Annotated in this window: 24 protein-coding genes; 14 read left to right on the top strand and 10 right to left on the bottom strand. The window is 61.5% G+C overall.

Features of this window, described 5'->3' with window-relative positions:
• Nucleotides 1-151: 151 nt before the first annotated feature.
• The 4 genes from AC1DHT_RS07605 to AC1DHT_RS07590 all read right to left on the bottom strand — a co-directional run bounded on the left by AC1DHT_RS07605 (nt 152) and on the right by AC1DHT_RS07590 (nt 3,406).
• On the bottom strand, nt 152-670 hold the full coding sequence (locus AC1DHT_RS07605) for a DUF3299 domain-containing protein (protein WP_427541645.1): 519 nt from the start codon (nt 668-670) through the stop codon (nt 152-154).
• 11 nt (nt 671-681) lie between these two features.
• The gene (locus AC1DHT_RS07600; RefSeq protein ID WP_427541648.1) at nt 682-1,947 is read right to left on the bottom strand and encodes an ABC transporter permease; all 1,266 of its coding nucleotides are present in this window, start codon (nt 1,945-1,947) and stop codon (nt 682-684) included.
• Between the two features lies 1 nt (nt 1,948).
• Nucleotides 1,949-2,659, bottom strand: a complete 711-nt coding sequence (locus AC1DHT_RS07595; RefSeq protein WP_427528525.1) for an ABC transporter ATP-binding protein — start codon at nt 2,657-2,659, stop codon at nt 1,949-1,951.
• A 135-nt stretch (nt 2,660-2,794) separates the two neighbouring features.
• On the bottom strand, nt 2,795-3,406 hold the full coding sequence (locus tag AC1DHT_RS07590; protein WP_427541651.1) for a DUF2796 domain-containing protein: 612 nt from the start codon (nt 3,404-3,406) through the stop codon (nt 2,795-2,797).
• A gap of 133 nt (nt 3,407-3,539) precedes the next feature.
• On the opposite strand from AC1DHT_RS07590, the gene AC1DHT_RS07585 reads away from it, so the two are divergent.
• Nucleotides 3,540-3,899, top strand: coding sequence for a hypothetical protein (locus AC1DHT_RS07585; RefSeq protein ID WP_427541654.1), 360 nt, complete (start codon nt 3,540-3,542; stop codon nt 3,897-3,899).
• Here the strand turns inward: AC1DHT_RS07585 and trxA are convergent.
• From trxA to AC1DHT_RS07570, 3 genes are all read right to left on the bottom strand, one after another.
• A complete protein-coding gene (trxA, locus tag AC1DHT_RS07580) occupies nt 3,896-4,768 on the bottom strand; it encodes a thioredoxin (RefSeq protein WP_427541657.1) in 873 nt (290 codons plus the stop codon). The genes AC1DHT_RS07585 and trxA overlap by 4 nt on opposite strands.
• A 184-nt stretch (nt 4,769-4,952) precedes the next feature.
• Nucleotides 4,953-5,609: a class I SAM-dependent methyltransferase gene (locus AC1DHT_RS07575; RefSeq protein ID WP_427541660.1), complete on the bottom strand. Its 657-nt coding sequence runs from the start codon at nt 5,607-5,609 to the stop codon at nt 4,953-4,955.
• Nucleotides 5,606-6,067 (bottom strand): hypothetical protein, encoded by a 462-nt coding sequence (locus AC1DHT_RS07570; protein ID WP_427541663.1) that lies wholly within the window; start codon nt 6,065-6,067, stop codon nt 5,606-5,608. Before AC1DHT_RS07570 ends, AC1DHT_RS07575 begins: the two co-directional genes overlap by 4 nt.
• 128 nt (nt 6,068-6,195) lie before the next feature.
• On the opposite strand from AC1DHT_RS07570, the gene nrdR reads away from it, so the two are divergent.
• The 12 genes from nrdR (at nt 6,196) to AC1DHT_RS07510 (ending at nt 15,078) form a co-directional block, all read left to right on the top strand.
• The gene (gene nrdR, locus AC1DHT_RS07565) at nt 6,196-6,660 is read left to right on the top strand and encodes a transcriptional regulator NrdR (RefSeq protein WP_019693850.1); all 465 of its coding nucleotides are present in this window, start codon (nt 6,196-6,198) and stop codon (nt 6,658-6,660) included.
• A complete protein-coding gene (gene ribD / locus AC1DHT_RS07560; RefSeq protein WP_427541669.1) occupies nt 6,657-7,790 on the top strand; it encodes a bifunctional diaminohydroxyphosphoribosylaminopyrimidine deaminase/5-amino-6-(5-phosphoribosylamino)uracil reductase RibD in 1,134 nt (377 codons plus the stop codon). The genes nrdR and ribD overlap by 4 nt, the downstream gene beginning before the upstream one ends.
• A 48-nt stretch (nt 7,791-7,838) precedes the next feature.
• A complete protein-coding gene (locus AC1DHT_RS07555; protein WP_081427298.1) occupies nt 7,839-8,501 on the top strand; it encodes a riboflavin synthase in 663 nt (220 codons plus the stop codon).
• 16 nt (nt 8,502-8,517) lie between these two features.
• Complete coding sequence (ribBA, locus tag AC1DHT_RS07550) at nt 8,518-9,609, top strand: bifunctional 3,4-dihydroxy-2-butanone-4-phosphate synthase/GTP cyclohydrolase II (RefSeq protein ID WP_054594246.1); 1,092 nt, start codon at nt 8,518-8,520, stop codon at nt 9,607-9,609.
• A 91-nt stretch (nt 9,610-9,700) separates the two neighbouring features.
• The gene (gene ribH / locus AC1DHT_RS07545; RefSeq protein WP_003228649.1) at nt 9,701-10,177 is read left to right on the top strand and encodes a 6,7-dimethyl-8-ribityllumazine synthase; all 477 of its coding nucleotides are present in this window, start codon (nt 9,701-9,703) and stop codon (nt 10,175-10,177) included.
• Nucleotides 10,174-10,674 (top strand): transcription antitermination factor NusB, encoded by a 501-nt coding sequence (nusB, locus tag AC1DHT_RS07540; protein WP_427528540.1) that lies wholly within the window; start codon nt 10,174-10,176, stop codon nt 10,672-10,674. Before ribH ends, nusB begins: the two co-directional genes overlap by 4 nt.
• Nucleotides 10,675-10,697: 23 nt before the next feature.
• Nucleotides 10,698-11,663, top strand: coding sequence for a thiamine-phosphate kinase (gene thiL, locus AC1DHT_RS07535; protein WP_427541672.1), 966 nt, complete (start codon nt 10,698-10,700; stop codon nt 11,661-11,663).
• Nucleotides 11,660-12,163, top strand: coding sequence for a phosphatidylglycerophosphatase A family protein (locus tag AC1DHT_RS07530; protein ID WP_427541675.1), 504 nt, complete (start codon nt 11,660-11,662; stop codon nt 12,161-12,163). Before thiL ends, AC1DHT_RS07530 begins: the two co-directional genes overlap by 4 nt.
• A gap of 39 nt (nt 12,164-12,202) precedes the next feature.
• Nucleotides 12,203-12,958 (top strand): substrate-binding periplasmic protein, encoded by a 756-nt coding sequence (locus AC1DHT_RS07525; protein WP_427541677.1) that lies wholly within the window; start codon nt 12,203-12,205, stop codon nt 12,956-12,958.
• Between the two features lie 289 nt (nt 12,959-13,247).
• Entirely contained in the window at nt 13,248-13,865 is a 618-nt protein-coding gene (ribA, locus tag AC1DHT_RS07520; RefSeq protein ID WP_019693842.1) for a GTP cyclohydrolase II, read from the top strand.
• Nucleotides 13,862-14,281, top strand: coding sequence for an MFS transporter (locus AC1DHT_RS07515; RefSeq protein ID WP_427541680.1), 420 nt, complete (start codon nt 13,862-13,864; stop codon nt 14,279-14,281). Before ribA ends, AC1DHT_RS07515 begins: the two co-directional genes overlap by 4 nt.
• Complete coding sequence (locus AC1DHT_RS07510; RefSeq protein ID WP_427541683.1) at nt 14,281-15,078, top strand: cobalamin-binding protein; 798 nt, start codon at nt 14,281-14,283, stop codon at nt 15,076-15,078. Before AC1DHT_RS07515 ends, AC1DHT_RS07510 begins: the two co-directional genes overlap by 1 nt.
• Before the next feature lie 178 nt (nt 15,079-15,256).
• On the opposite strand, the gene dxs is transcribed toward AC1DHT_RS07510, so the two are convergent.
• The 3 genes from dxs to AC1DHT_RS07495 all read right to left on the bottom strand — a co-directional run bounded on the left by dxs (nt 15,257) and on the right by AC1DHT_RS07495 (nt 18,392).
• Complete coding sequence (dxs, locus tag AC1DHT_RS07505) at nt 15,257-17,155, bottom strand: 1-deoxy-D-xylulose-5-phosphate synthase (protein ID WP_427541686.1); 1,899 nt, start codon at nt 17,153-17,155, stop codon at nt 15,257-15,259.
• A gap of 110 nt (nt 17,156-17,265) precedes the next feature.
• Nucleotides 17,266-18,153, bottom strand: a complete 888-nt coding sequence (gene ispA / locus AC1DHT_RS07500; RefSeq protein ID WP_427541689.1) for a (2E,6E)-farnesyl diphosphate synthase — start codon at nt 18,151-18,153, stop codon at nt 17,266-17,268.
• The gene (locus AC1DHT_RS07495; RefSeq protein ID WP_427541692.1) at nt 18,150-18,392 is read right to left on the bottom strand and encodes an exodeoxyribonuclease VII small subunit; all 243 of its coding nucleotides are present in this window, start codon (nt 18,390-18,392) and stop codon (nt 18,150-18,152) included. Before AC1DHT_RS07495 ends, ispA begins: the two co-directional genes overlap by 4 nt.
• Before the next feature lie 342 nt (nt 18,393-18,734).
• Here AC1DHT_RS07495 and AC1DHT_RS07490 point away from each other — a divergent pair, with 342 nt between their 5' ends.
• Nucleotides 18,735-19,526 (top strand): YfaP family protein, encoded by a 792-nt coding sequence (locus AC1DHT_RS07490; RefSeq protein ID WP_427541695.1) that lies wholly within the window; start codon nt 18,735-18,737, stop codon nt 19,524-19,526.
• The last annotated feature ends 7 nt before the right edge of the window (nt 19,527-19,533 follow it).

The raw sequence follows: 19,533 nt of genomic DNA, 5'->3' as shown, positions 1-19,533 counted from the left end.
TGAAAGGGTGATGGGGTTTGAATCGGGGGGAATCCTTTGCTATAGCGGTGCCGCCATCGCGAGCAGGCTCGCTCCCACAGGTTCAGCGGTGCCTTTGTGGGAGCGAGCTTGCTCGCGATGACTATCTTCAGGCGACGAATAACTAGCGGTTTCACTCCGGCAATTCGTACACGTAGATCTTGTCCGCATCCATCTGATACCCGGCATCCGCCAATTCGCTGGTCGACGCTTTGACCTGCATTGCACCTTCAATCCAGTACGGCTGATAGAGCTCGTCGAGCTTCACCCCACCCTTGCTTTTGACGTGGACAATCTGGTTCGACGGCGGAGGCGGTACGTGGATGCACGCGCCGAAATACGGCACCAGCAGAAAATCGGTGGTGCGACCTTCCTCGCTGACTTCCAGCGGCACGATGTAACCCGGCAGGCGAATATTCTTGCCGTCGAGGCTTTTTACCACCGGCGCATTAGGCATCTCTTGCTTGGCTGCCGGCGCGGACTCGGCGGACAACGCGCTGCTCATCTGCGACAGGTCGTGCAGCGGTTTCATGTTCGGCACTTCTGCCGGCGCGTCGGGCGGGATCATTTCCGCCCAGGTCAGGTCTTTCGGTGCGGCCGCCCACAGGGGCAGGGCGACCAGCATCAACAGCGCAGGCAGAGCGCGGAGCATTTTCAGTGTCCTCATAAACGGATCGACAGACCATCGGCCAACGATTGGCGATAGGCGCGCCAGGCCGGCACGCTGCCCATCAGCAGCGCGGCGATCAGGATGCCACCGAGCAGCGTCCATTCATACTCGCTTGGCCAGGCCAGTGGCAGGTACAAGCCGTAGGTCGATTGCACGTAGCCTTGGGCGGCGGCGATGCATACATACAGCAGCGCCAGGCCCGCAACCACTCCAGACAGCGCCAATGCAAAGGCTTCCAGCACCAGCAGCGTTGCAATGTGCCATGGCCGGGCGCCGACCGAACGCAGGATCGCCATCTCGCGGCGACGTTCGTTGAGGCTGGTGAGAATCGCCGTGAGCATGCCGATCAACCCGGTCAGCACCACAAACAGCGACACCACGAACAGCGCTTTTTCAGCGGTGCCCATCAGGCTCCAGAGTTCCTGCAAGGCGACGCCCGGGAGGATCGCCAGCATCGGCTCGCCACGGAACTCATTGATTTCGCGTTGTACGGCGAAGGTCGAAATCTTGTTGTTGAGGCCGAGCATGAACGCGGTGATGGCTTGCGGCGTGAGGTCCATGTTGCGCGCCTGGTCGGCGCTGATCCGACCGCTGCCCTGGGCCGGCACACCGTTGTGCCAATCGATGTGAATCGCCTCCATGCCGCCGAGGCTGATGTGCAACGTGCGGTCGACCGGGGTGCCGGTGCGTTTCAGGATGCCGACCACGGTGAACGGCTTGTCGTCATGCTTGACCAGACTGATCACCGCCACGCCGTGAGCCAGCACCAGTTTGTCGCCGAGCTTGTAATGCAGCGCATCGGCCACTTCGGCACCCAGCACCACTTCGAACGGATCCGTGGCAAACGCCCGGCCGCTGGCCAGTTGCAGGTTTTGCTGATGGCCGTACTGGTAATGCTGGAAGTAGGCGTCGGTGGTGCCCATCACTCGATAACCGCGATGCGAGTCACCGAGGGAAATCGGGATCGCCCACTTCACTTTCGGGTTGTTGGCGAAATGCTCGAAGCTGTCCCAACGAATGTTGTTGGTGGCGTTGCCAATGCGAAACACCGAGTACAGCAACAGGTTCACCGAGCCTGAGCGCGCGCCGACAATCAGGTCGGTGCCGCTGATGGTGCTGGCGAAACTGTTCTTGGCTTCGGTGCGTACCCGTTCCACCGCCAGCAGCAGGCAGACCGACAGGGCGATGGCGAATGCGGTGAGGATCGCGGTGAAGCGGCGGTTAGCCAGGCTGGCCATGGCTAGACGAAACAAATACATTTCAGACCTCGAGCGGCGTGGCGGCGCGATTGAGTTCGGCCAGCGACAGGTGACGATCGAACAGCGGCGCCAGGCTCTGGTCGTGACTGACGAACAGCAGGCTGGAACCGGCTTCACGGCACTCGGCGAACAGCAAACGGATAAATGCCTCGCGGGCGTCGTAATCCAGCGCCGAGGTCGGTTCGTCGGCGATCACCAGTTCCGGCTGCCCGATCAGCGCACGGGCAGCGGCGACCCGCTGTTGTTGGCCGATGGACAGTGAATCGGCACGGCGGCCGAGTATGTTTTCATCCTTGAGCCCCAGGTGCGCGAGTAAGGTCGCCGCCGCCTGATCAATGCTGCCGTGGCGCTGAATCGCGCGGCTGGCGCGCAGTTTGGAGAAGTGACACGGCAGCTCGACGTTCTCGCGCACCGAGAGAAACGGCAGCAGGTTGAACTGCTGGAAGATATAGCCCGTGTGGTCGACCCGAAAGTGGTCGCGGGCCCCGGCCGACAGCTCGGTCAGCTCCTGGCCAAGCAGGCGAATGCTCCCGCGATTGGGTTTCTGCACACCACCGAGCAGGCCGAGCAGGGTGGTCTTGCCACTGCCGCTGGGACCTTTGAGAAACAGCGTTTCACCGGGCTCCAGGCGAAACGCCGGGATATCCAGTAAAGGCGGGTGACCGGGCCAGTTGAAGCCCAGGTCTGACAGTTCGATGAGTGCTTGGGTCATAGCGCCGATTTCATGAGTGTTGATCACCTGTGGGAGCGAGCCTGCTCGCGATAGCGGTCTTACAGTCGCATCAATGTTGAGTGTGCGGGCCTCATCGCGAGCAGGCTCGCTCCCACAGGGGGGATGTGCGGTGAATCAGAATTTCAGGGCAGCAGCTTTGGAGGTCACTTCAACCCCTTGCTGGCCGCTTGGGCTGATGAGTTGTACCTGAATTTTCTGTGTCGCGGGGAAGGTCGTGAACACTTGCGACAAGTCCAGAGTCTTCAGCGCACCCGGGGTGGCGCAGGTGAATTGGTAGTGCGCGTGGATTTCGCTGTGATCGTGATGATGTTCTTCGGCCGCCAGGCCTTTACCGTCGGTCGCGTGGTCGTCATCGTCGTCATGATCATCGGCATCCGGTTTGTCACCGAACAGCGGGCTGTTCAGTTCTTGCTGGCTGACCACGCAGTTGGCGGCTTTTGGCAGGCTGAACAGCACCAGCGGTTTCTCCAGTTGCGCACGGGCGGCGGCGACTTTGGCCTTGTCTGCATCAGTGCTGGCAACGTGTTCAAAACCCACCAGGTTCATCGCCGGGCTTTCCAGCTCCAGTTCCAGCGTCTGACCGTCCAGTGCCGCGTTCAAGCGCCCGACGCCATGTTCGTGGGCACCCAGGCTGCCGTGTTCATGCTCGTGATCATGAACTTCAGCGGCTTGAGCGATAGCCAGCGGCAACAGGGCAAACGGCAAAGCGAGTAACAGACGGCGCATGGACTCTCTCCGGGAAGGAAGATGAAAATTTTGTTATGTAATCTTATAACAATGGTGGCGAGAGTTTGACTGTCTGCTTGGCGTTGCGCAAGACGCATGGGAGCATGTTCGTCATAAACCTGAGGAAACCCCAATGTTGCGCATTCGTGGAAGTATCGGCGATTGGCCGGTGGATTTGACCCTGGAACTGGATGATGGAGATTGGGCGCGGCTTGGCGCGCAGTTGCAGGTAAGCAAGTCAGAAAGCGCAGCAGTGGTGACCGATTCGGTGGTCAAACCGGTCAATCAGGATGAGGTGCTGTGGCAGCTTGCCAAGGATCTGCTGCGCACGTCCGGGCAATTGACGGGGCCGGATCTGCTGGAGCAACTGGAGGGTTTGACCGGCAACACTGTCGCAGGCAAACGTCTGCTGGTGCGCTTGCGCCATAGCCCGGAGGTCAAGGTAGTGAGCGGCGGGGATACGCCGCTCTATAGCTGGATCGAGCAGGTCTAGTAGAGTGCTGCAAACAGCTTGCGGCGGTAAACGGTCACCAGCGGGTGATCGTTGCCCAGCAGTTCGAACACTTGCAGCAGGGTCTTGTGCGGCAACCCTTCGCTGTAGCTGCGATTGCGGATGAACAGCTTGAGCAGGGAGTCCAGTGCCGGCTCGTATTGTTGACGGGCCAGTTGCTGGACCGCCAGTTGGTAGACGGCTTCATCGTCCTGCGGGTTTTGCGCCAGACGGGATTTCAGGTCGGCGACATCCGGCAAGTCAGCGGCCTGGCCGAGAAACTTGATTTGCGCCTTGGCGCCGGCCAGTGCCGCTTTGTGTTCATCACTTTTCACCGCGTCGAGCACGGCCTGGGCTTCACCCAATTCGCCGCGTTCGGTCAGGCAACGCGCGTAAAGGATCAGCGCGCGGGCGTTGGTATTGTCCTCACCCAGCAGCACTTTCAGTGTGGCCTCGGCATCCGCGAAACGACCTTCGTCGAACAGCGCCTGAGCCTGTTCGATCGGGTCGGCAGCGGCCGGTGGTGGCATTTTCACGTGTGGCTCAAGCAGTGCGCGGACAGCGGACTCGGGCTGTGCGCCGGCAAAGCCGTCCACCGGTTGACCATCCTTGAACAGCACTACCGTCGGCAGGCTGCGAATGCCGAAGCGCGAAACGATGTCCGGCTCGACGTCGCAGTTGACCTTGGCCAGCAGCAACTCGCCCTGATAGCTCTCGGCGATGGATTGCAGCATCGGCATCAGCGCCTTGCACGGTGCACACCATTCAGCCCAGAAATCCACCAGCACCGGCTTGTGGAACGAGTTCTCGATCACCGACTGGTCGAAATCGGCAGTAGTGGCGTCGAAGATATACGGCGTGTCTTGACTCATGGGGCATCTCGAAGAAACGTGAATGGGGGAACTATAAGGCTTGGCGGGGGCGGCAGTAAGTCCTCAGGTGTCTGATAAACCGCCATCGCGAGCAGGCTCGCTCCCACAGGGACCAATGCCTGCCACAAAATCTGTGCTCGACACAAAACCAATGTGGGAGCGAGCCTGCTCGCGATGCTTTTAGCTAGCCGCGCTGCGCGTGGTACAGGCTCACATGCCGAAACTCTTCCGGTTCGGCCAGGTCCGGCAAGGTCATCGCCTCAAGCATTTCCAGCCGTTGATACAACGGATGACGGAAATCCCGTACCCGCGAATCTGCTACCAACGCCTCGCGGCCACGGCTGAGAAACTCATCGAGCAACGGCAGGTTGGCCCGGTCGTACAACACGTCGGCCACCAGAATCAGATCAAAACGATCGGCCTCGGCAAAAAAGTCTGTCGAGTAGCTGAGCGTGACGTCATTGAGTTCGGCATTCGCCCGGCAGGCTGCAATCGCCAGTGGATCAAGATCACAGGCCACCACTTCCAGCGCCCCGGCCTTGACCGCTGCAATCCCCGCCACCCCGGAGCCGGCGCCGAAATCCAGCACGCGCTTGCCGGCAACCCATTGCGGATGTTCCGCCAGGTAACGGGCCATCGCCAGGCCGCTGGCCCAGCAAAAACTCCAGTACGGCGGCTCGTGGAGAATGCGCCGGGTTTCTTCCGGGCTGAAGGCGCGGTCCATGTTGTCGCCGTCGATCAGCCAGAGTTTCAGCGTGGTCTCAGGCAGCGGACACGGGACCAGCTGTGCATCGCCGAGCAGTTCACTTAACGCCTGTTGCAGGTCGAGCGGCGCATTCATGGCGCTTTGAGGAACTGCAATTGGCCCAGGGCCTGGGTCTTCGGCTCAAAGATGCGTTGCGCCGGCAGATGCAAAATCAACTGTCCGGACTGGCTGGCACGACCCCGCAGTTCGACGCGTGCACCGACCGGGAACGAGTCGGGATTGAATCGCAGACGGAACGGCAGAACCTTGTTGTTGCCGATCAGGTTGGCGCTGGCGAGCAATTGCTGCGGCCGGGAGCGCTCGTCGATCACTAGCAGCGCCAGTTCAACCTCGGCGCCGGCCGGCACGCCCTGCAAGGTGCCGCTCAATTCCCGTTGGTACGCGGGCAGCGGTCCGAGGTCGGCCGAGGCCTGGGCCTTCTTCTGAGCCATCTGCGGCGCAGGGCCCGGGGTCGGTGCCGCCGGTTTGGGTGCGCTGCTACACGCGACCAACAGGCCGATGAGACTGAGTAAAACAAGCGGTCTTAGCGGCATTTGCAGCTCCAGCAAAATGAAATCCATCGATCAGTCAGTGTAGCCCGTCTGTATACCGCAAACCCTATGGCTTGTCTTGCCAGTGGGATGCGCTACCATGGCCCTCCCTTTTTTTGTTGCCTGCCACCATGCACTGTCCCTTCTGCGGTGCCAACGACACCAAGGTCATCGACTCGCGTCTGGTCGCCGAGGGCGAACAGGTGCGCCGCCGGCGCGAATGCCTGGCCTGCGGCGAACGTTTCACGACGTTCGAAACCGCCGAACTGGTGTTGCCGCGCCTGATCAAAACCGACGGTAGCCGTCAGCCATTCGACGAAGAAAAACTTCGCGCCGGCATGCAGCGTGCGCTGGAGAAGCGCCCGGTAAGCGTCGAACGCCTGGAAGCGGCGCTGGCCCATATCAAACACAAACTGCGGGCGACCGGTGAACGCGAGGTCAAGTCCCTCGTGGTCGGTGAACTGGTGATGGCCGAGCTGCAAAAGCTCGATGAAGTCGCCTACATTCGTTTCGCTTCGGTGTATCGCCGCTTCCAGGACCTCAACGAGTTCCGCGAAGAGATCGATCGCCTGGCCCGTGAGCCGGTCAAACCATGACGATTTCTTCAGAACAAGCGATTCTTGACGCCCATTACATGGCGCGCGCGCTGGAACTGGCGCGCAAAGGTCACTACACCACCCATCCCAACCCTCGGGTGGGCTGCGTGATCGTGCGTGACGGGCAGATTGTCGGCGAAGGCTGGCATGTGCGCGCCGGCGAGCCGCATGCCGAAGTCCACGCCTTGCGCGCCGCCGGCGAAAACGCCCGCGGCGCCACCGCCTACGTCACGCTGGAGCCTTGCAGCCATCATGGCCGCACGCCGCCGTGCGCCGATGCGCTGGTGAACGCCGGCCTGGCGCGAGTCGTTGCGGCGATGCAGGACCCGAACCCGGAAGTCGCCGGCCGCGGTCTGCAGCGTCTGGAGCAGGCGGGCATCGAGACCCGCAGCGGCGTGCTCGAAGGCGAGGCGCGCAAGCTCAATGAAGGTTTTCTCAAGCGCATGGAACACGGCTTGCCGTTCGTGCGGGTCAAGTTAGCGATGAGCCTCGACGGTCGTACCGCCATGGCCAGCGGCGAAAGCCAATGGATCACCGGTCCCGCCGCCCGCTCGGCTGTACAACGTCTGCGGGCGCAGGCCAGCGTCGTGTTGACCGGTGCCGACACGGTGCTGGCCGATGACGCGCGCTTGACCGTGCGTGCCGATGAGTTGGGCCTCGACGCCGAGCAAACTGCGCTCGCCATGAGCCGCCCGCCGCTTCGCGTGCTGGTCGACGGCCGTCTGCGCGTGCCGCTCGACGCGCCGTTCTTCAAGGCAGGCCCGGCGCTGGTCGCCACCTGTGTCGCGGTGGAAGAGCAATACGCCAACGGTCCTGAATGCCTGATCGTGCCTGGCGACGATGGCCAGGTCGACCTGCGCAAGCTGTTGCTCGAACTCGCCGCCCGTGGCGTCAACGAAGTGCTGGTGGAAGCCGGCCCGCGTCTGGCCGGAGCGTTTGCCCAGCAAGGGTTGGTGGACGAGTTCCAGATCTTCATCGCGGGCAAGTTCCTCGGCTCCACGGCGCGACCATTGCTGGACTGGCCACTCGCGCAAATGAAGGATGCGCCGGAGCTGAAAATCACAGAAATCCGCGCAGTGGGCGATGACTGGCGAGTCACTGCCATCCCTATGCCATCGGCGAGCGTATAATTCCCGACCTGCGCCACAAGCGAAGGTTTTGTTCTCGAGGAGGACTCCATGTTTACCGGCATCATCGAATCCATCGGCAGCATCCGTGCATTGACCCCCAAAGGCGGCGATGTGCGGGTTCACGTAGAAACCGGCAAGCTCGATCTGAGCGACGTCAAACTCGGCGACAGCATCGCGGTCAATGGCGTCTGCCTGACGGCGGTTGAACTGCCGGGCAATGGCTTTGCAGCGGATGTCAGTCGCGAAACCCTCGACTGCACCGCCATGAATGACCTGAAAAGCGGCAGCCCGGTCAACCTGGAAAAAGCCCTGACCCCGACCACTCGCCTCGGTGGGCACCTGGTCAGCGGTCACGTCGACGGTGTCGGCGAAGTGGTTGCGCGTACCGAAAATGCCCGTGCCGTGGAGTTCCGCATTCGTGCGCCGAAAGACCTGGCCAAATACATCGCCCATAAAGGCTCGATCACGGTCGACGGCACCAGCCTGACGGTGAACGCGGTCGACGGCGCCGAGTTCTTGCTGACGATCATTCCGCACACCCTGAGCGAAACCATCATGGCGTCTTACCAGCCAGGTCGCCGGGTCAACCTTGAGGTCGATCTGCTGGCCCGTTACCTGGAGCGTCTGTTGCTGGGTGACAAGGCTGCAGAATCCTCGAAGGGCAACATTACCGAAAGCTTTCTGGCCGCCAACGGCTACCTCAAATCCTGACTCAAGGGGGTGCCGCGTGGCGCTCAATAGCATCGAAGAACTGGTTGAAGACATCCGCCAAGGCAAGATGGTCATCCTCATGGATGACGAAGACCGCGAGAACGAAGGCGACCTGATCATGGCCGCCGAGTGCTGCCAGCCTGAACACATCAACTTCATGGCCAAGCACGCTCGTGGCCTGATCTGCATGCCGATGAGCCGCGAGCGCTGCGAACTGCTCAAGCTGCCATTGATGGCGCCGCGCAACGGCTCCGGTTTTGGCACCAAGTTCACCGTGTCCATTGAAGCCGCTGTCGGTGTCACCACCGGTATCTCTGCGGCTGACCGTGCGCGCACCGTGCAAGCGGCCGCTGCCAAGGACGCCAAGGCCGAAGACATCGTCAGCCCCGGTCACATCTTCCCGCTGATGGCCCAGGCCGGCGGCACCCTGGCCCGTGCCGGCCACACCGAAGCGGCTTGCGACCTGGCGCGCATGGCCGGTTTCGAGCCGAGCGGGGTGATCTGCGAAGTGATGAACGACGACGGCACCATGTCCCGTCGCGCCGAGCTGGAAACCTTCGCCGCCGAACACAACATCAAGATCGGCACCATCGCCGACCTGATTCACTACCGGATGATCCACGAACGTACCGTTCAGCGGATTGCCGAGCAGCCGCTGGACAGCGAATTGGGCCAGTTCAATCTGGTGACCTATCGTGATTCAGTGGAAGGCGACGTGCACATGGCACTGACCCTGGGCACCATTTGCGCCGAAGAACCGACCCTGGTTCGCGTGCACAACATGGACCCGCTGCGCGACCTGTTGATGGTCAAGCAGCCAGGTCGCTGGAGCCTGCGAGCCGCCATGGCCGCGGTTGCCGAGGCTGGCAGCGGTGTGGTGCTGTTGCTCGGTCACCCACTCGATGGCGATGTGTTGCTGGCGCATATCCGCGAAACCGCCGACCACGCACAGCCGAAAAAACCGACCACCTACAGCATTGTCGGTGCCGGCTCGCAGATCCTGCGTGACCTGGGTGTACGCAAAATGCGCCTGATGAGTGCGCCAATGAAATTTAATGCGATATCCGGTTTCGATCTGGAAGTTGTAGAATACGTGCCCTCCGAATAAAGACCGGTGTTTTTCACCCCCTTGTTCGCGGTTCAAATATCACTGAGGGACGCGTACTGAACGCGTCCCGGCTCTTTAAGAGATTTGTCGAATGACCCTGAAGACCATCGAAGGTACCTTCATCGCCCCCAAAGGCCGCTACGCTTTGGTTGTTGGCCGCTTCAACAGCTTCGTTGTTGAAAGCCTGGTAAGCGGTGCTGTTGATGCCCTGGTTCGCCATGGCGTGAGCGAAAGCGACATCACCATCATCCGTGCCCCTGGCGCCTTCGAAATCCCGCTGGTTGCGCAGAAAGTCGCTCAGAAGGGCGAGTTCGCGGCAATCATCGCACTGGGCGCGGTCATTCGTGGCGGTACTCCGCACTTCGAATACGTGGCTGGCGAGTGCACCAAGGGCCTGGCCCAGGTGTCCATGGAATTCGGCGTACCGGTCGCGTTCGGCGTACTGACCGTCGACTCGATCGAGCAAGCCATCGAACGTTCCGGCACCAAGGCCGGCAACAAAGGTGCTGAAGCTGCCTTGTCCGCTCTGGAAATGGTCAGCCTGCTGGCGCAGTTGGAGGCCAAGTGATTAGCGACGAAAGCGATCGTTTCAACCCGCGCGATCCAAAGCCTGCGGATGCTGGCAAACCATCGAAAAGCGTCAAGCGTCGCGAAGCCCGTCAGCTCGCGACCCAGGCGCTGTATCAATGGCACATGGCCAAGCAATCGCTGAACGAGATCGAAGCGCAGTTCCGGGTCGATAACGATTTCACCGATGTTGATGGTGCTTACTTCCGCGAAATCCTCCATGGGGTTCCGGCATGCAAGACTGAAATCGACACCGCGCTGAAGCCATGCCTGGACATCGAAATCGAAGAGCTGGACCCGGTTGAACTGGCGGTTCTGCGCCTGTCCACCTGGGAACTGCTCAAGCGTGTCGACGTGCCTTACCGCGTGGTGATCAACGAAGGCATCGAGCTGGCTAAAGTCTTCGGTTCCACCGATGGCCACAAGTTCGTCAACGGTGTACTCGACAAGCTGGCCCCGCGCCTGCGTGAAGCTGAAGTGAAGGCGTTCAAGCGCTGATCGGCGCTTGAACTGCCATTGCCATGGGCGAGTTTGAGCTGATCCGCAACTATTTCGCCGCCGCGCCGTGTGCGCAAGGCGGTGAAGGTGTTGACCTGGGAATCGGTGACGACTGCGCCTTGCTCGCTGTTCCCCCAGGGGAGCAGCTGGCAATTTCCACCGACACGCTCGTGGCCGGTGTGCATTTCGCAGACCCTTGCGACCCGTTTTTGCTCGGTCAGCGTTCGCTGGCTGTGGCGGTCAGCGATCTGGCTGCCATGGGCGCCACCCCCATTGCCTTTACCCTTGCCCTGACCTTGCCGACGGTGACCGCCGATTGGCTGGACGCCTTCGCCCGAGGCTTGAACGCCATGGCGCAAAACTGCGGCGTACAGCTGGTGGGCGGCGACACTACACGCGGACCGCTGAGCCTGACCATGACCGTGTTCGGTCGGGTCCCGGCAGGCAAGGCACTGACCCGCAGCGGTGCGCAACCCGGTGATCTGGTGTGCGTGGGCGGTGAGCTGGGCAACGCCGCCGGTGCATTGTCGCTGGTGTTGGGTGAGCGCGTCGCGCCCGCCGATGTTGCCGGGCCGTTGTTGGCGCATTATTGGTCGCCACAGCCGCAGCTTGAATTGGGTATGGCGTTGCGCGGCAAAGCCACCGCGGCACTGGACATCTCTGACGGTTTGCTCGCCGATTGCGGGCATATCGCCAAGGCCTCGGCTGTCGGTTTGCTGATCGAAAGCGAAAAGCTGCCGCTGTCCACGGCACTGGTGAGCTTTCTCGGTGAGAATGCCGCCCGCGTGGCGGCCTTGAGTGGTGGCGACGACTACGTGCTGGCGTTCACTCTGCCACCCGCGCAACTACCGGGACTGCTCGCCGACGGCTGGCCGATTCACGTTGTCGGGCGGGTCGTGGCCGGGCAGGGCGTGACGCTGCTGGACGCGAACGGGCAAGACATCACCCCGCAAGCCCGGGGTTATCAACATTTTCGGGAGACACCGTGACAGATCATCCCAAACAGGGCCCGGCAGAACATGTGCCGCCATCGGTCTGGCGCAATCCCTGGCATTTCCTGGCGTTCGGTTTCGGCTCAGGCACCTTGCCCAAGGCGCCGGGCACCTGGGGCTCGCTGGTTGCGCTACCCTTTGTTCCGTTATGGCAGATGTTGCCCGACTGGGGTTACTGGCTGATGCTCGGCATCACGATGCTGTTCGGCTTCTGGCTGTGCGGCAAGGTTGCTGACGATTTGCGGGTGCACGACCACGAAGGCATCGTCTGGGACGAAATGGTCGGGATGTGGATCACCCTGTGGCTGGTGCCGACAGGTTGGTACTGGCTATTGGCGGGGTTCCTGCTGTTCCGCTTCTTCGACATTCTCAAGCCATGGCCGATTCGCTGGATCGACCGACATGTACATGGCGGTGTCGGGATCATGCTCGACGACGTGCTGGCAGGCGTGTTTGCCTGGTTGGCGCTGCAGGGGCTGGTCCGGTATTTCGCCTGATGGGTTGATTGATCGACGAATAGATTGAGGGGCTGGGGGATGGTCGGGCGCTGGCTGTGGGTTCTGGTTTTTGCGGTGTTCTGTTCGCTCGCTCGTGCGGCGGATGTGCCGACGACACCGGCCGTGATTCATCTGGCCAGCGAGGACTGGGATGACTACACCGCCGCCGATGGCCATGGGCTGGCCTGGGATATTTTGCGCGCCGTGTTCGAGCCGGCTGGAGTGAAACTGGATATTCGCACCGTGCCTTACACCCGTTCGGTGGGGCTGGTGCAGCGTCGTGAAGTGGACGCGCTGGTTGGCTCCTATTCCAATGAGGCCGATCAGGTGCTGTATCCCCACTGGAATTTCGACTCCGATCATATCTATGCCCTGGGCCTTGCGAGCAACCCGACACCGACTCTGGAGACTCTGGGTGCGTACCGACTGGCCTGGGTCCGTGGCTATCGCTACGAAAGTTACCTGCCGAACATCCACCGCTATAACCAGATCGAACGCCGTAGCGGAATTTTGCCGATGCTCAAACAGGCTCGGGCGGACTTCTATATCGACGCGCTGACGGAAATCAATGAAGTGCTCGCAGGCGCTGAGGATCCGTCCCTGTACCGGCGCACACACTTGACCGAACTGCCGTTGTACCTTGGTTTCGCCGATACACCACGGGCCCGTGCCCTGATGGCGCTGTACGACAAGCGCATGGCGTTGCTGGTCAAAACCGGCCAGTTGAAACCGATTTTCGAGCATTGGAAACAACCTTATCCGTTTGACACAGTAGCCACTGGCGCCACCCTGTAGCAGCTGGCGCAGCCTGCGTTCGTGTGCGGGCCGCGTTCGGACGGAGCTGTCGCAAAACCATGCTCTGCGGTGCATCATGCTGATCGAGTCGTCAGGATTTACGTGCGCTGCGCACACGAACGCAGGCTGCGCCAGCTGCTACGGGGCCGCGTGTTTGCTTGGTCTGGTAGCGCAGTGATCAAACTTCTTGATCGTTATGGGCGATAATTCAGCCTAAGCGTCTGTAGGAACCTGCTGTTACAATGCCCCCTCTGCGAATCTCCAGTACATACAGATCAGGAGCACACCGGTGCCTGTCGTTTTTGTCGCCGCTTCCAAGCTGCCAACGCCTTTTGCGCAATTCACCATGCATGGCTTTCTCGATGAGGCCACTGGCCGCGAGCACGTCGTACTGAGCCTGGGTGATGTCGCCGACGGTGCCCCGGTACTCGGCCGGTTGCACTCCGAATGCCTGACCGGCGATGCCTTGTTCAGCCAGCGTTGCGACTGCGGTTCGCAACTCGAGGCGGCGTTGCAGGCGATCGCCCGCGAAGGTCGCGGCGTGTTGCTTTACCTGCGTCAGGAAGGCCGTGGCATTGGCCTGCTGAACAAGATCCGCGCGTATGAGTTACAAGATGGTGGCGCCGACACCGTTGAAGCCAACGAGCGTCTGGGCTTTGCTGCCGACCAGCGCGACTACGCCATGTGCCTGCCGATGCTTGAGCACCTGGGCGTGAAATCTCTGCGCCTGATGACCAACAACCCGCGCAAGGTCAAAGCCTTGACCGACATGGGCATTGTGGTTGCCGAGCGCGTGCCGCTGCACACCGGTCACAATCCGCACAACAAGCTCTACCTGGCGACCAAGGCCAGCAAGCTCGACCACATGATGGGCAACGAGCACCAGGGCGAGGCAGACCGGGCGTGACTCGCGGTCAGGTCCGGCGGCGACTGTCCGTCAACTGGTGGCAATACCTGGCGCTGGCCCTGCTGCCGCTGCTGGTGATCAACGGCGTGTTCGGTCAGAGCGAGGCGTTTTTGCCAGTGCTGGCGATGCCGTTTTTCATTGCCGGGGTGGCCTCGATGTTTGTCAGCCTGCGGTTTTTCGGCGGCTACAAACACGCCTTGATCGCCACCCAGAAAGCCCTCGATACCCCGGAAGAACCCGCGACCTGGGTTGCCTTGGCGGCTAAACGCCGTCAAGCACTCCTTGTTGCGGCCTTGCCGGCCTGGATCGGTGCTCTGGCGGTGTTCGTCGGTCTTGAAGCGGTGCCTTTGGTTCTGCTGGCGCTGTCGACCGCGGTACTGTTCTACCTTTACCGTATTCCGCGTCAACTCGGCTGATGTGCCGTTGGCTGGCGGTTCTGCTGCTGGCCATCAGCGGCTCGGCGGTCGCGGTAGAGCGGGTGGTCAGCCTCGCGCCGTCACTCTCGGAAATCGTCGTTGAATTGGGCTCTGCCGACCTGCTGGTGGGCGTGCTCGATGCTGGCGAGCGTCCTGCAGCACTCGACTCCATCCCTTCTGTTGGCCGTTACGGTCAGCTGGATATTGAGCGCCTGCTCAGTCTCAAACCGGATTTACTGTTGCTCTGGCCTGGCAGTGTCGGCCCGGCCCAGCGTGAGCAACTGAGCCGACTGGGGATCCCGACCTATGTCGCCGAACCGCATAATTTCAAACAACTGACCCGCCAAATCGAAGCGATCGCCGAGCAGCTTGGCCGGCCCGAGCGTGGGCGCACGCTTGCGGTTGATTTGCGCAAGCAACTCGACGATTTGCGCCAGCGCTATCAACGCAAAGAACCGCTTCGGGTGTTTTATCAGGTCTGGGATCAGCCGCTTTACACCGTAGGCGGCGGGCAGATCATCAGCGATGCGCTTGAGGTGTGCGGTGCGCGCAACGTGTTCGCCGACATGACCTTGCCGGCCCCGCAGGTCAGTGTGGAGTCAGTGCTCTCGCGTAATCCCCAGGTGATCCTCGCCAGCAGCCAGGCACAGCTCGACGCCTGGAAAGCCTGGCCGCAGATGACCGCGGTGGCTCAAGGGCAATTGCTGTTGGTGGCGGATAAAGGCCTGGAGCGGCCGAGCGGGCAGATGATCGAAGCGACCGCCAAGTTGTGCCGGTTGATTGCCCCGGACTACTGAGACCGAGGTGCCTGCTTCGCGAGCAAGCCCGCTCCCACTGGAGATCTTTGCGCGACATAGATCCAGTGTGGGAGCGAGCTTGCTCGCGATTACGGTGTGTCAGTCAGCATCAGAGTTGACTGTCAGTCCGCTATCGCGAGCAGGCTCGCTCCCACAGGGTTTTGTGCCGGTTTGGGGTTTAGAGGCCCAGCAGTTGCAAGCGCTGACGTACGGCTTCTTCGATACCCGCTTCGTCCAGACCGCATTCGGCGAGCATTTGCGCCGGCTTGGCGTGCTCGACGTAGACGTCCGGCAGGCCTAGATGCAGCATCGACTTGAGGATGTTCTCGCGGGCGAGGAACTCGCTGACCGCGCCACCGGCACCGCCCATGATGGCGTTTTCTTCGATGGTCACCAGCAACTCGTGGCTGCCGGCGATCTCGCGTACCAACGCTTCATCGAGCGGTTTGACGAAGCGCATGTCGACCACGGTCGCATCGATTTTTTCAGCGACTTTCAGTGCTTCGGCCAGTTGCACGCCGAACACCAGCAGGGCGACAGTGCTGCCTTGGCGACGAATCACGCCCTTGCCGATTTCGATCGGTTCGAGGTTTTTCTCGATCGGGGCATTCGGGCCGGTGCCGCGCGGGTAACGCACTGCCGCCGGGCCGTTGTACAGATGGCCGGTGCTGAGCATTTTGCGCAGTTCGTTTTCGTCGCTCGGGGTCATCACCACCATGCCCGGGATGCAGCGCAGGAACGACAGGTCGAAACTGCCGGCGTGAGTCGGGCCGTCTTCGCCCACCAGGCCTGCACGGTCGATGGCGAACAGCACGTCGAGGTTTTGCACCGCGACGTCATGGATCAGTTGGTCGTAGCCGCGTTGCAGGAACGTCGAATAGATCGCCACCACCGGTTTGGCGCCTTCGCAGGCCATGCCGGCCGCGAAAGTGACCGCGTGTTGCTCGGCAATCGCCACGTCGAAATAGCGCAGTGGGAAACGCTCGCTGAAGGCCACCAGGTCGGAGCCTTCTTTCATTGCCGGGGTGATGCCGACCAGGCGCGGGTCAGCCGCGGCCATGTCGCACAGCCACTCGCCAAACACGCCGGAGTACTTCGGCCCGCCGGCTTTTTTCGGCGCGGCGGCAGGAGCGTCCAGTGGTTCGAGCTTGGTGATCGCGTGGTAACCGATCGGATCGACTTCCGCCGGGGCGAAGCCTTTACCTTTCTTGGTCACCACGTGCAGGAACTGCGGGCCCTTGAGGTCACGCATGTTGCGCAGGGTGGCGATCAGGGTGGGCAGGTCGTGGCCGTCGATCGGGCCGATGTAGTTCCAGCCGAGTTCTTCGAACAGGGTGCCGGGCACCAGCATGCCTTTTGCGTATTCTTCGGTACGACGGGCGATTTCCCAGGCGCCGGGCAGGCGCGACAGGACCTTTTTGCTGCCTTCACGCATGCTGGCGTAAGTGCGGCTGGAAAGGATTTTCGCCAGGTAATTCGACAGCCCGCCAACGTTGCGCGAGATCGACATGTCGTTGTCGTTGAGGATCACCAGCATGTTGGCGTCGACTTCCGGCGCGTGGTTCAGCGCTTCGAACGCCATGCCAGCGGTCAGTGCGCCGTCGCCGATCACAGCGATCGCCTTGCGATCACTGTTTTGCAGGCGGGCGGCAATCGCCATGCCCAGCGCTGCGCTGATCGAGGTGCTGGAGTGGCCGACGCCAAAGGTGTCGTACTCGCTCTCGGAGCGACGCGGGAAGGCCGCAATACCGTCCTTCTGGCGCAGGGTGGCCATGCGTTCGCGGCGACCGGTGAGGATCTTGTGCGGATAGGCCTGATGACCTACGTCCCACACCAGCCGGTCGTCCGGGGTGTCGAAAACGTAATGCAGCGCGATAGTCAGCTCGATGACACCCAGGCCTGCACCGAAATGCCCGCCGGTCTGACCGACCGTGTAGAGCAATTCCAGGCGCAACTCATTCGCCAGGGTTTCCAGCTCGGCTTCGCCTAACCGGCGCAGGCCGTCCGGCGTGTTGGCACGGTCGAGCAGGGGCGTGGTCGGGCGCTTGCGGGGAATCTCATGAAACGTCGTGGGCATCAGGCGAATCGTTATAGGTATAAAAGAGGCGGCAGTTTACCTGATGCATCGCACGCTGCCCACGCAGAGCTCGGAACTTGGCCGATTTGCAGTGGGCAACGAGCGCCGGATCAGTTGCGGCGTTCGACGATATAGCGCGCCAGATCACGCAGCGGCTCGGCCGACGCGTCAAACGGTCGCAGTGCGTGCAGGGCCTGATCGCGCAGTTCCAGGGCATAAGCCTTGGCCGCATCAAGGCCGAGCAGCGCCGGATAAGTCGGTTTGTCCCGGGCAATATCGGCGCCCTGGCGCTTGCCGAGGGTTTCGGTATCGCTTTCGACATCGAGAATGTCGTCCTGCACCTGAAACGCCAGGCCAATGGCCTGTGCATAGGTCTGCAAGGATTTCAGTTGGTCTTTCTCGGCGCGGCCACTGGCCAGGGCGCCAAGCTTGACGCTGGCTTCGATCAGCGCGCCGGTCTTGTGCCGGTGCATGTATTCGAGGGCTTTTTGATCAAGCTTCAAGCCGACCGACCCCAGGTCGATGGCCTGACCGCCGACCATCCCGGCCGGGCCCGCCGCCAACGCCAGGGTGCTGACCATTTGCAGGCGGGTTTCAGCGTCGGCTGAATTCAGGCGCGGGTCGAGCAAAGCGCTGAATGCCAGGCTTTGCAGGCCGTCACCGGCGAGAATTGCGCAGGCTTCATCGAATTTCTTGTGAGTGGTCGGTTGGCCGCGACGCAGATCGTCGTCGTCCATCGCCGGCAAATCGTCGTGCACCAGCGAGTACGCGTGGATCAGCTCCACCGCACAAGCCGCGCCGTTGGCGTGCTCAGCTTCTCCGCCCAGCGCTTCGCAGGCCGCATAGGCCAGCAACGGACGAACGCGTTTGCCGCCATTCATCACGCTGTAGCGCATGGCTTCATATAAACGTGCGAGTTCAGGGCTAGGCGCGGTGAACAGGGTTTCGAGTGCCGCGTTGACCCGGGCCTGACTGCTGGCCGAATACGCCGCGATCATTCTGGCTGTTCCGCGTCAAAGGGAGCCTCGGACAGCTCGCCATCGCGCTCAAGCAGCACCTGAACCTTCTGCTCGGCCTGCGCCAGCGCAGCCTGGCAATCACGGGTCAGACCGATGCCCTGCTCGAAAGTGGTCAACGAGTCTTCCAGCGACAGCTCGCCGTTCTCCAGGCGCTCGACCAGCGTTTGCAGGTCGGCGAGGGATTGTTCGAAATCCAGTGCAGCTTTTTTGCGGGCCATGGCGGCGATTTCCGGTAGACGTTAAACCGGCGCGACACTAGCAGATAGGGGGGAGAGGGGCAAATGGGCGGGGTATTTGGCGCAGCCGTTGCGGGGTAAAAACCACGTTGATGTCAGAACCTGCTGACAATCGATCCACTATTCGGCCCGTCGTCCAGCCGATGGCGTGATCCTCGCCGCAAATTTAGTTGTATCTGATTGTTAAAAACCGCCCATATCGCTAACCTTCGCGCTTTCTACGACCCAATAACCACGGGTCTTTCTGACGAAACACAGTTTTTTGATCTGTAATGCGCCGAGGATCGGGCGCAAGGTTTCGTTATGCATGGCAGGAGGCGTCACATGCGTTGTTTTCTTTCACTGCTGATCGCACTGGTCTGCGCATCGGCTGCCTGGGCAGGGCCCACGGCCGAAGTGTCGGAACCGGTGGGTGGCTGGCGCTATAACGGCCTGCTGGACCGCAGTGAAAACCCTCAAGTCGCCTATCCCACACCGCCCATCGATCGGGGCGTGCAGCGCAATCGCACGATGATCGAGGGGCAGCTCAAGGCCATTGGCACGCTGCGCGGGCCTCACACCCTCGCGGTCAACGGCAATCCCCTGAATCTGTACACCGATGACAACGGGCGTTTCACCCGCCCGTATGCGTTCGGCGCTGGTTCCAACAGTGTCGAAGTCCGCAGTTCCGAAGGCAAGTCGCTCAAGCGCGTGCAGTTCTATGAAGCGAATAACCTGCGCACCCCGGCGCGGATTCGCGTGGTGCTGGGTTGGGACGATCCGAAGGCCGAACTCGATCTGCACATCATTACCCCCGACGGCCAGCATGCGTTTTTCGCCCACACGACGTTGACCAACGGTGGCGGCCTCGACCCGGATGGTGTCGATGGCCCGGGCCCGGAAATGTTCACCATGACCGCACCGATGCATGGCACCTATCTGGTTTACGTGAACTATTGGGGCAACTTCGGCAGCGGCGGCTATAACTTCGATGAGTCCAGCAATCAGAACGAGGTGATCACCTCGCAGATCAATCTGGTGCTCAACGAAAACACCGTCGACGAAAAACGCGAGACGTTCATCGTGCCCTTGCGGGCCATCGGTGATCTGTTGCTGGTCAAGACTTTCAACTATTGAACATCCC

This window comes from Pseudomonas sp. 05N432, assembly GCF_056396945.1.
Note: the sequence above shows the minus strand (reverse complement) of the source record. Positions and strands in the feature narration are given on the sequence as shown.

What these genes read in the sequence shown, in the direction of transcription:
- ribD (WP_427541669.1), top strand. Translation starts at nt 6,657, where the DNA reads ATGACGATTTCTTCAGAACAAGCGATTCTTGACGCCCATTACATGGCG.
- AC1DHT_RS07590 (WP_427541651.1), bottom strand. Translation starts at nt 3,406, where the DNA reads ATGCGCCGTCTGTTACTCGCTTTGCCGTTTGCCCTGTTGCCGCTGGCT.
- ispA (WP_427541689.1), bottom strand. Translation starts at nt 18,153, where the DNA reads ATGATCGCGGCGTATTCGGCCAGCAGTCAGGCCCGGGTCAACGCGGCA.
- nrdR (WP_019693850.1), top strand. Translation starts at nt 6,196, where the DNA reads ATGCACTGTCCCTTCTGCGGTGCCAACGACACCAAGGTCATCGACTCG.
- AC1DHT_RS07575 (WP_427541660.1), bottom strand. Translation starts at nt 5,609, where the DNA reads ATGAATGCGCCGCTCGACCTGCAACAGGCGTTAAGTGAACTGCTCGGC.
- AC1DHT_RS07585 (WP_427541654.1), top strand. Translation starts at nt 3,540, where the DNA reads ATGTTGCGCATTCGTGGAAGTATCGGCGATTGGCCGGTGGATTTGACC.
- AC1DHT_RS07495 (WP_427541692.1), bottom strand. Translation starts at nt 18,392, where the DNA reads ATGGCCCGCAAAAAAGCTGCACTGGATTTCGAACAATCCCTCGCCGAC.
- thiL (WP_427541672.1), top strand. Translation starts at nt 10,698, where the DNA reads ATGGGCGAGTTTGAGCTGATCCGCAACTATTTCGCCGCCGCGCCGTGT.
- trxA (WP_427541657.1), bottom strand. Translation starts at nt 4,768, where the DNA reads ATGAGTCAAGACACGCCGTATATCTTCGACGCCACTACTGCCGATTTC.
- AC1DHT_RS07605 (WP_427541645.1), bottom strand. Translation starts at nt 670, where the DNA reads ATGCTCCGCGCTCTGCCTGCGCTGTTGATGCTGGTCGCCCTGCCCCTG.
- AC1DHT_RS07490 (WP_427541695.1), top strand. Translation starts at nt 18,735, where the DNA reads ATGCGTTGTTTTCTTTCACTGCTGATCGCACTGGTCTGCGCATCGGCT.
- AC1DHT_RS07510 (WP_427541683.1), top strand. Translation starts at nt 14,281, where the DNA reads ATGTGCCGTTGGCTGGCGGTTCTGCTGCTGGCCATCAGCGGCTCGGCG.
- AC1DHT_RS07570 (WP_427541663.1), bottom strand. Translation starts at nt 6,067, where the DNA reads ATGCCGCTAAGACCGCTTGTTTTACTCAGTCTCATCGGCCTGTTGGTC.
- AC1DHT_RS07600 (WP_427541648.1), bottom strand. Translation starts at nt 1,947, where the DNA reads ATGTATTTGTTTCGTCTAGCCATGGCCAGCCTGGCTAACCGCCGCTTC.
- AC1DHT_RS07555 (WP_081427298.1), top strand. Translation starts at nt 7,839, where the DNA reads ATGTTTACCGGCATCATCGAATCCATCGGCAGCATCCGTGCATTGACC.
- dxs (WP_427541686.1), bottom strand. Translation starts at nt 17,155, where the DNA reads ATGCCCACGACGTTTCATGAGATTCCCCGCAAGCGCCCGACCACGCCC.
- AC1DHT_RS07595 (WP_427528525.1), bottom strand. Translation starts at nt 2,659, where the DNA reads ATGACCCAAGCACTCATCGAACTGTCAGACCTGGGCTTCAACTGGCCC.
- ribH (WP_003228649.1), top strand. Translation starts at nt 9,701, where the DNA reads ATGACCCTGAAGACCATCGAAGGTACCTTCATCGCCCCCAAAGGCCGC.
- AC1DHT_RS07525 (WP_427541677.1), top strand. Translation starts at nt 12,203, where the DNA reads ATGGTCGGGCGCTGGCTGTGGGTTCTGGTTTTTGCGGTGTTCTGTTCG.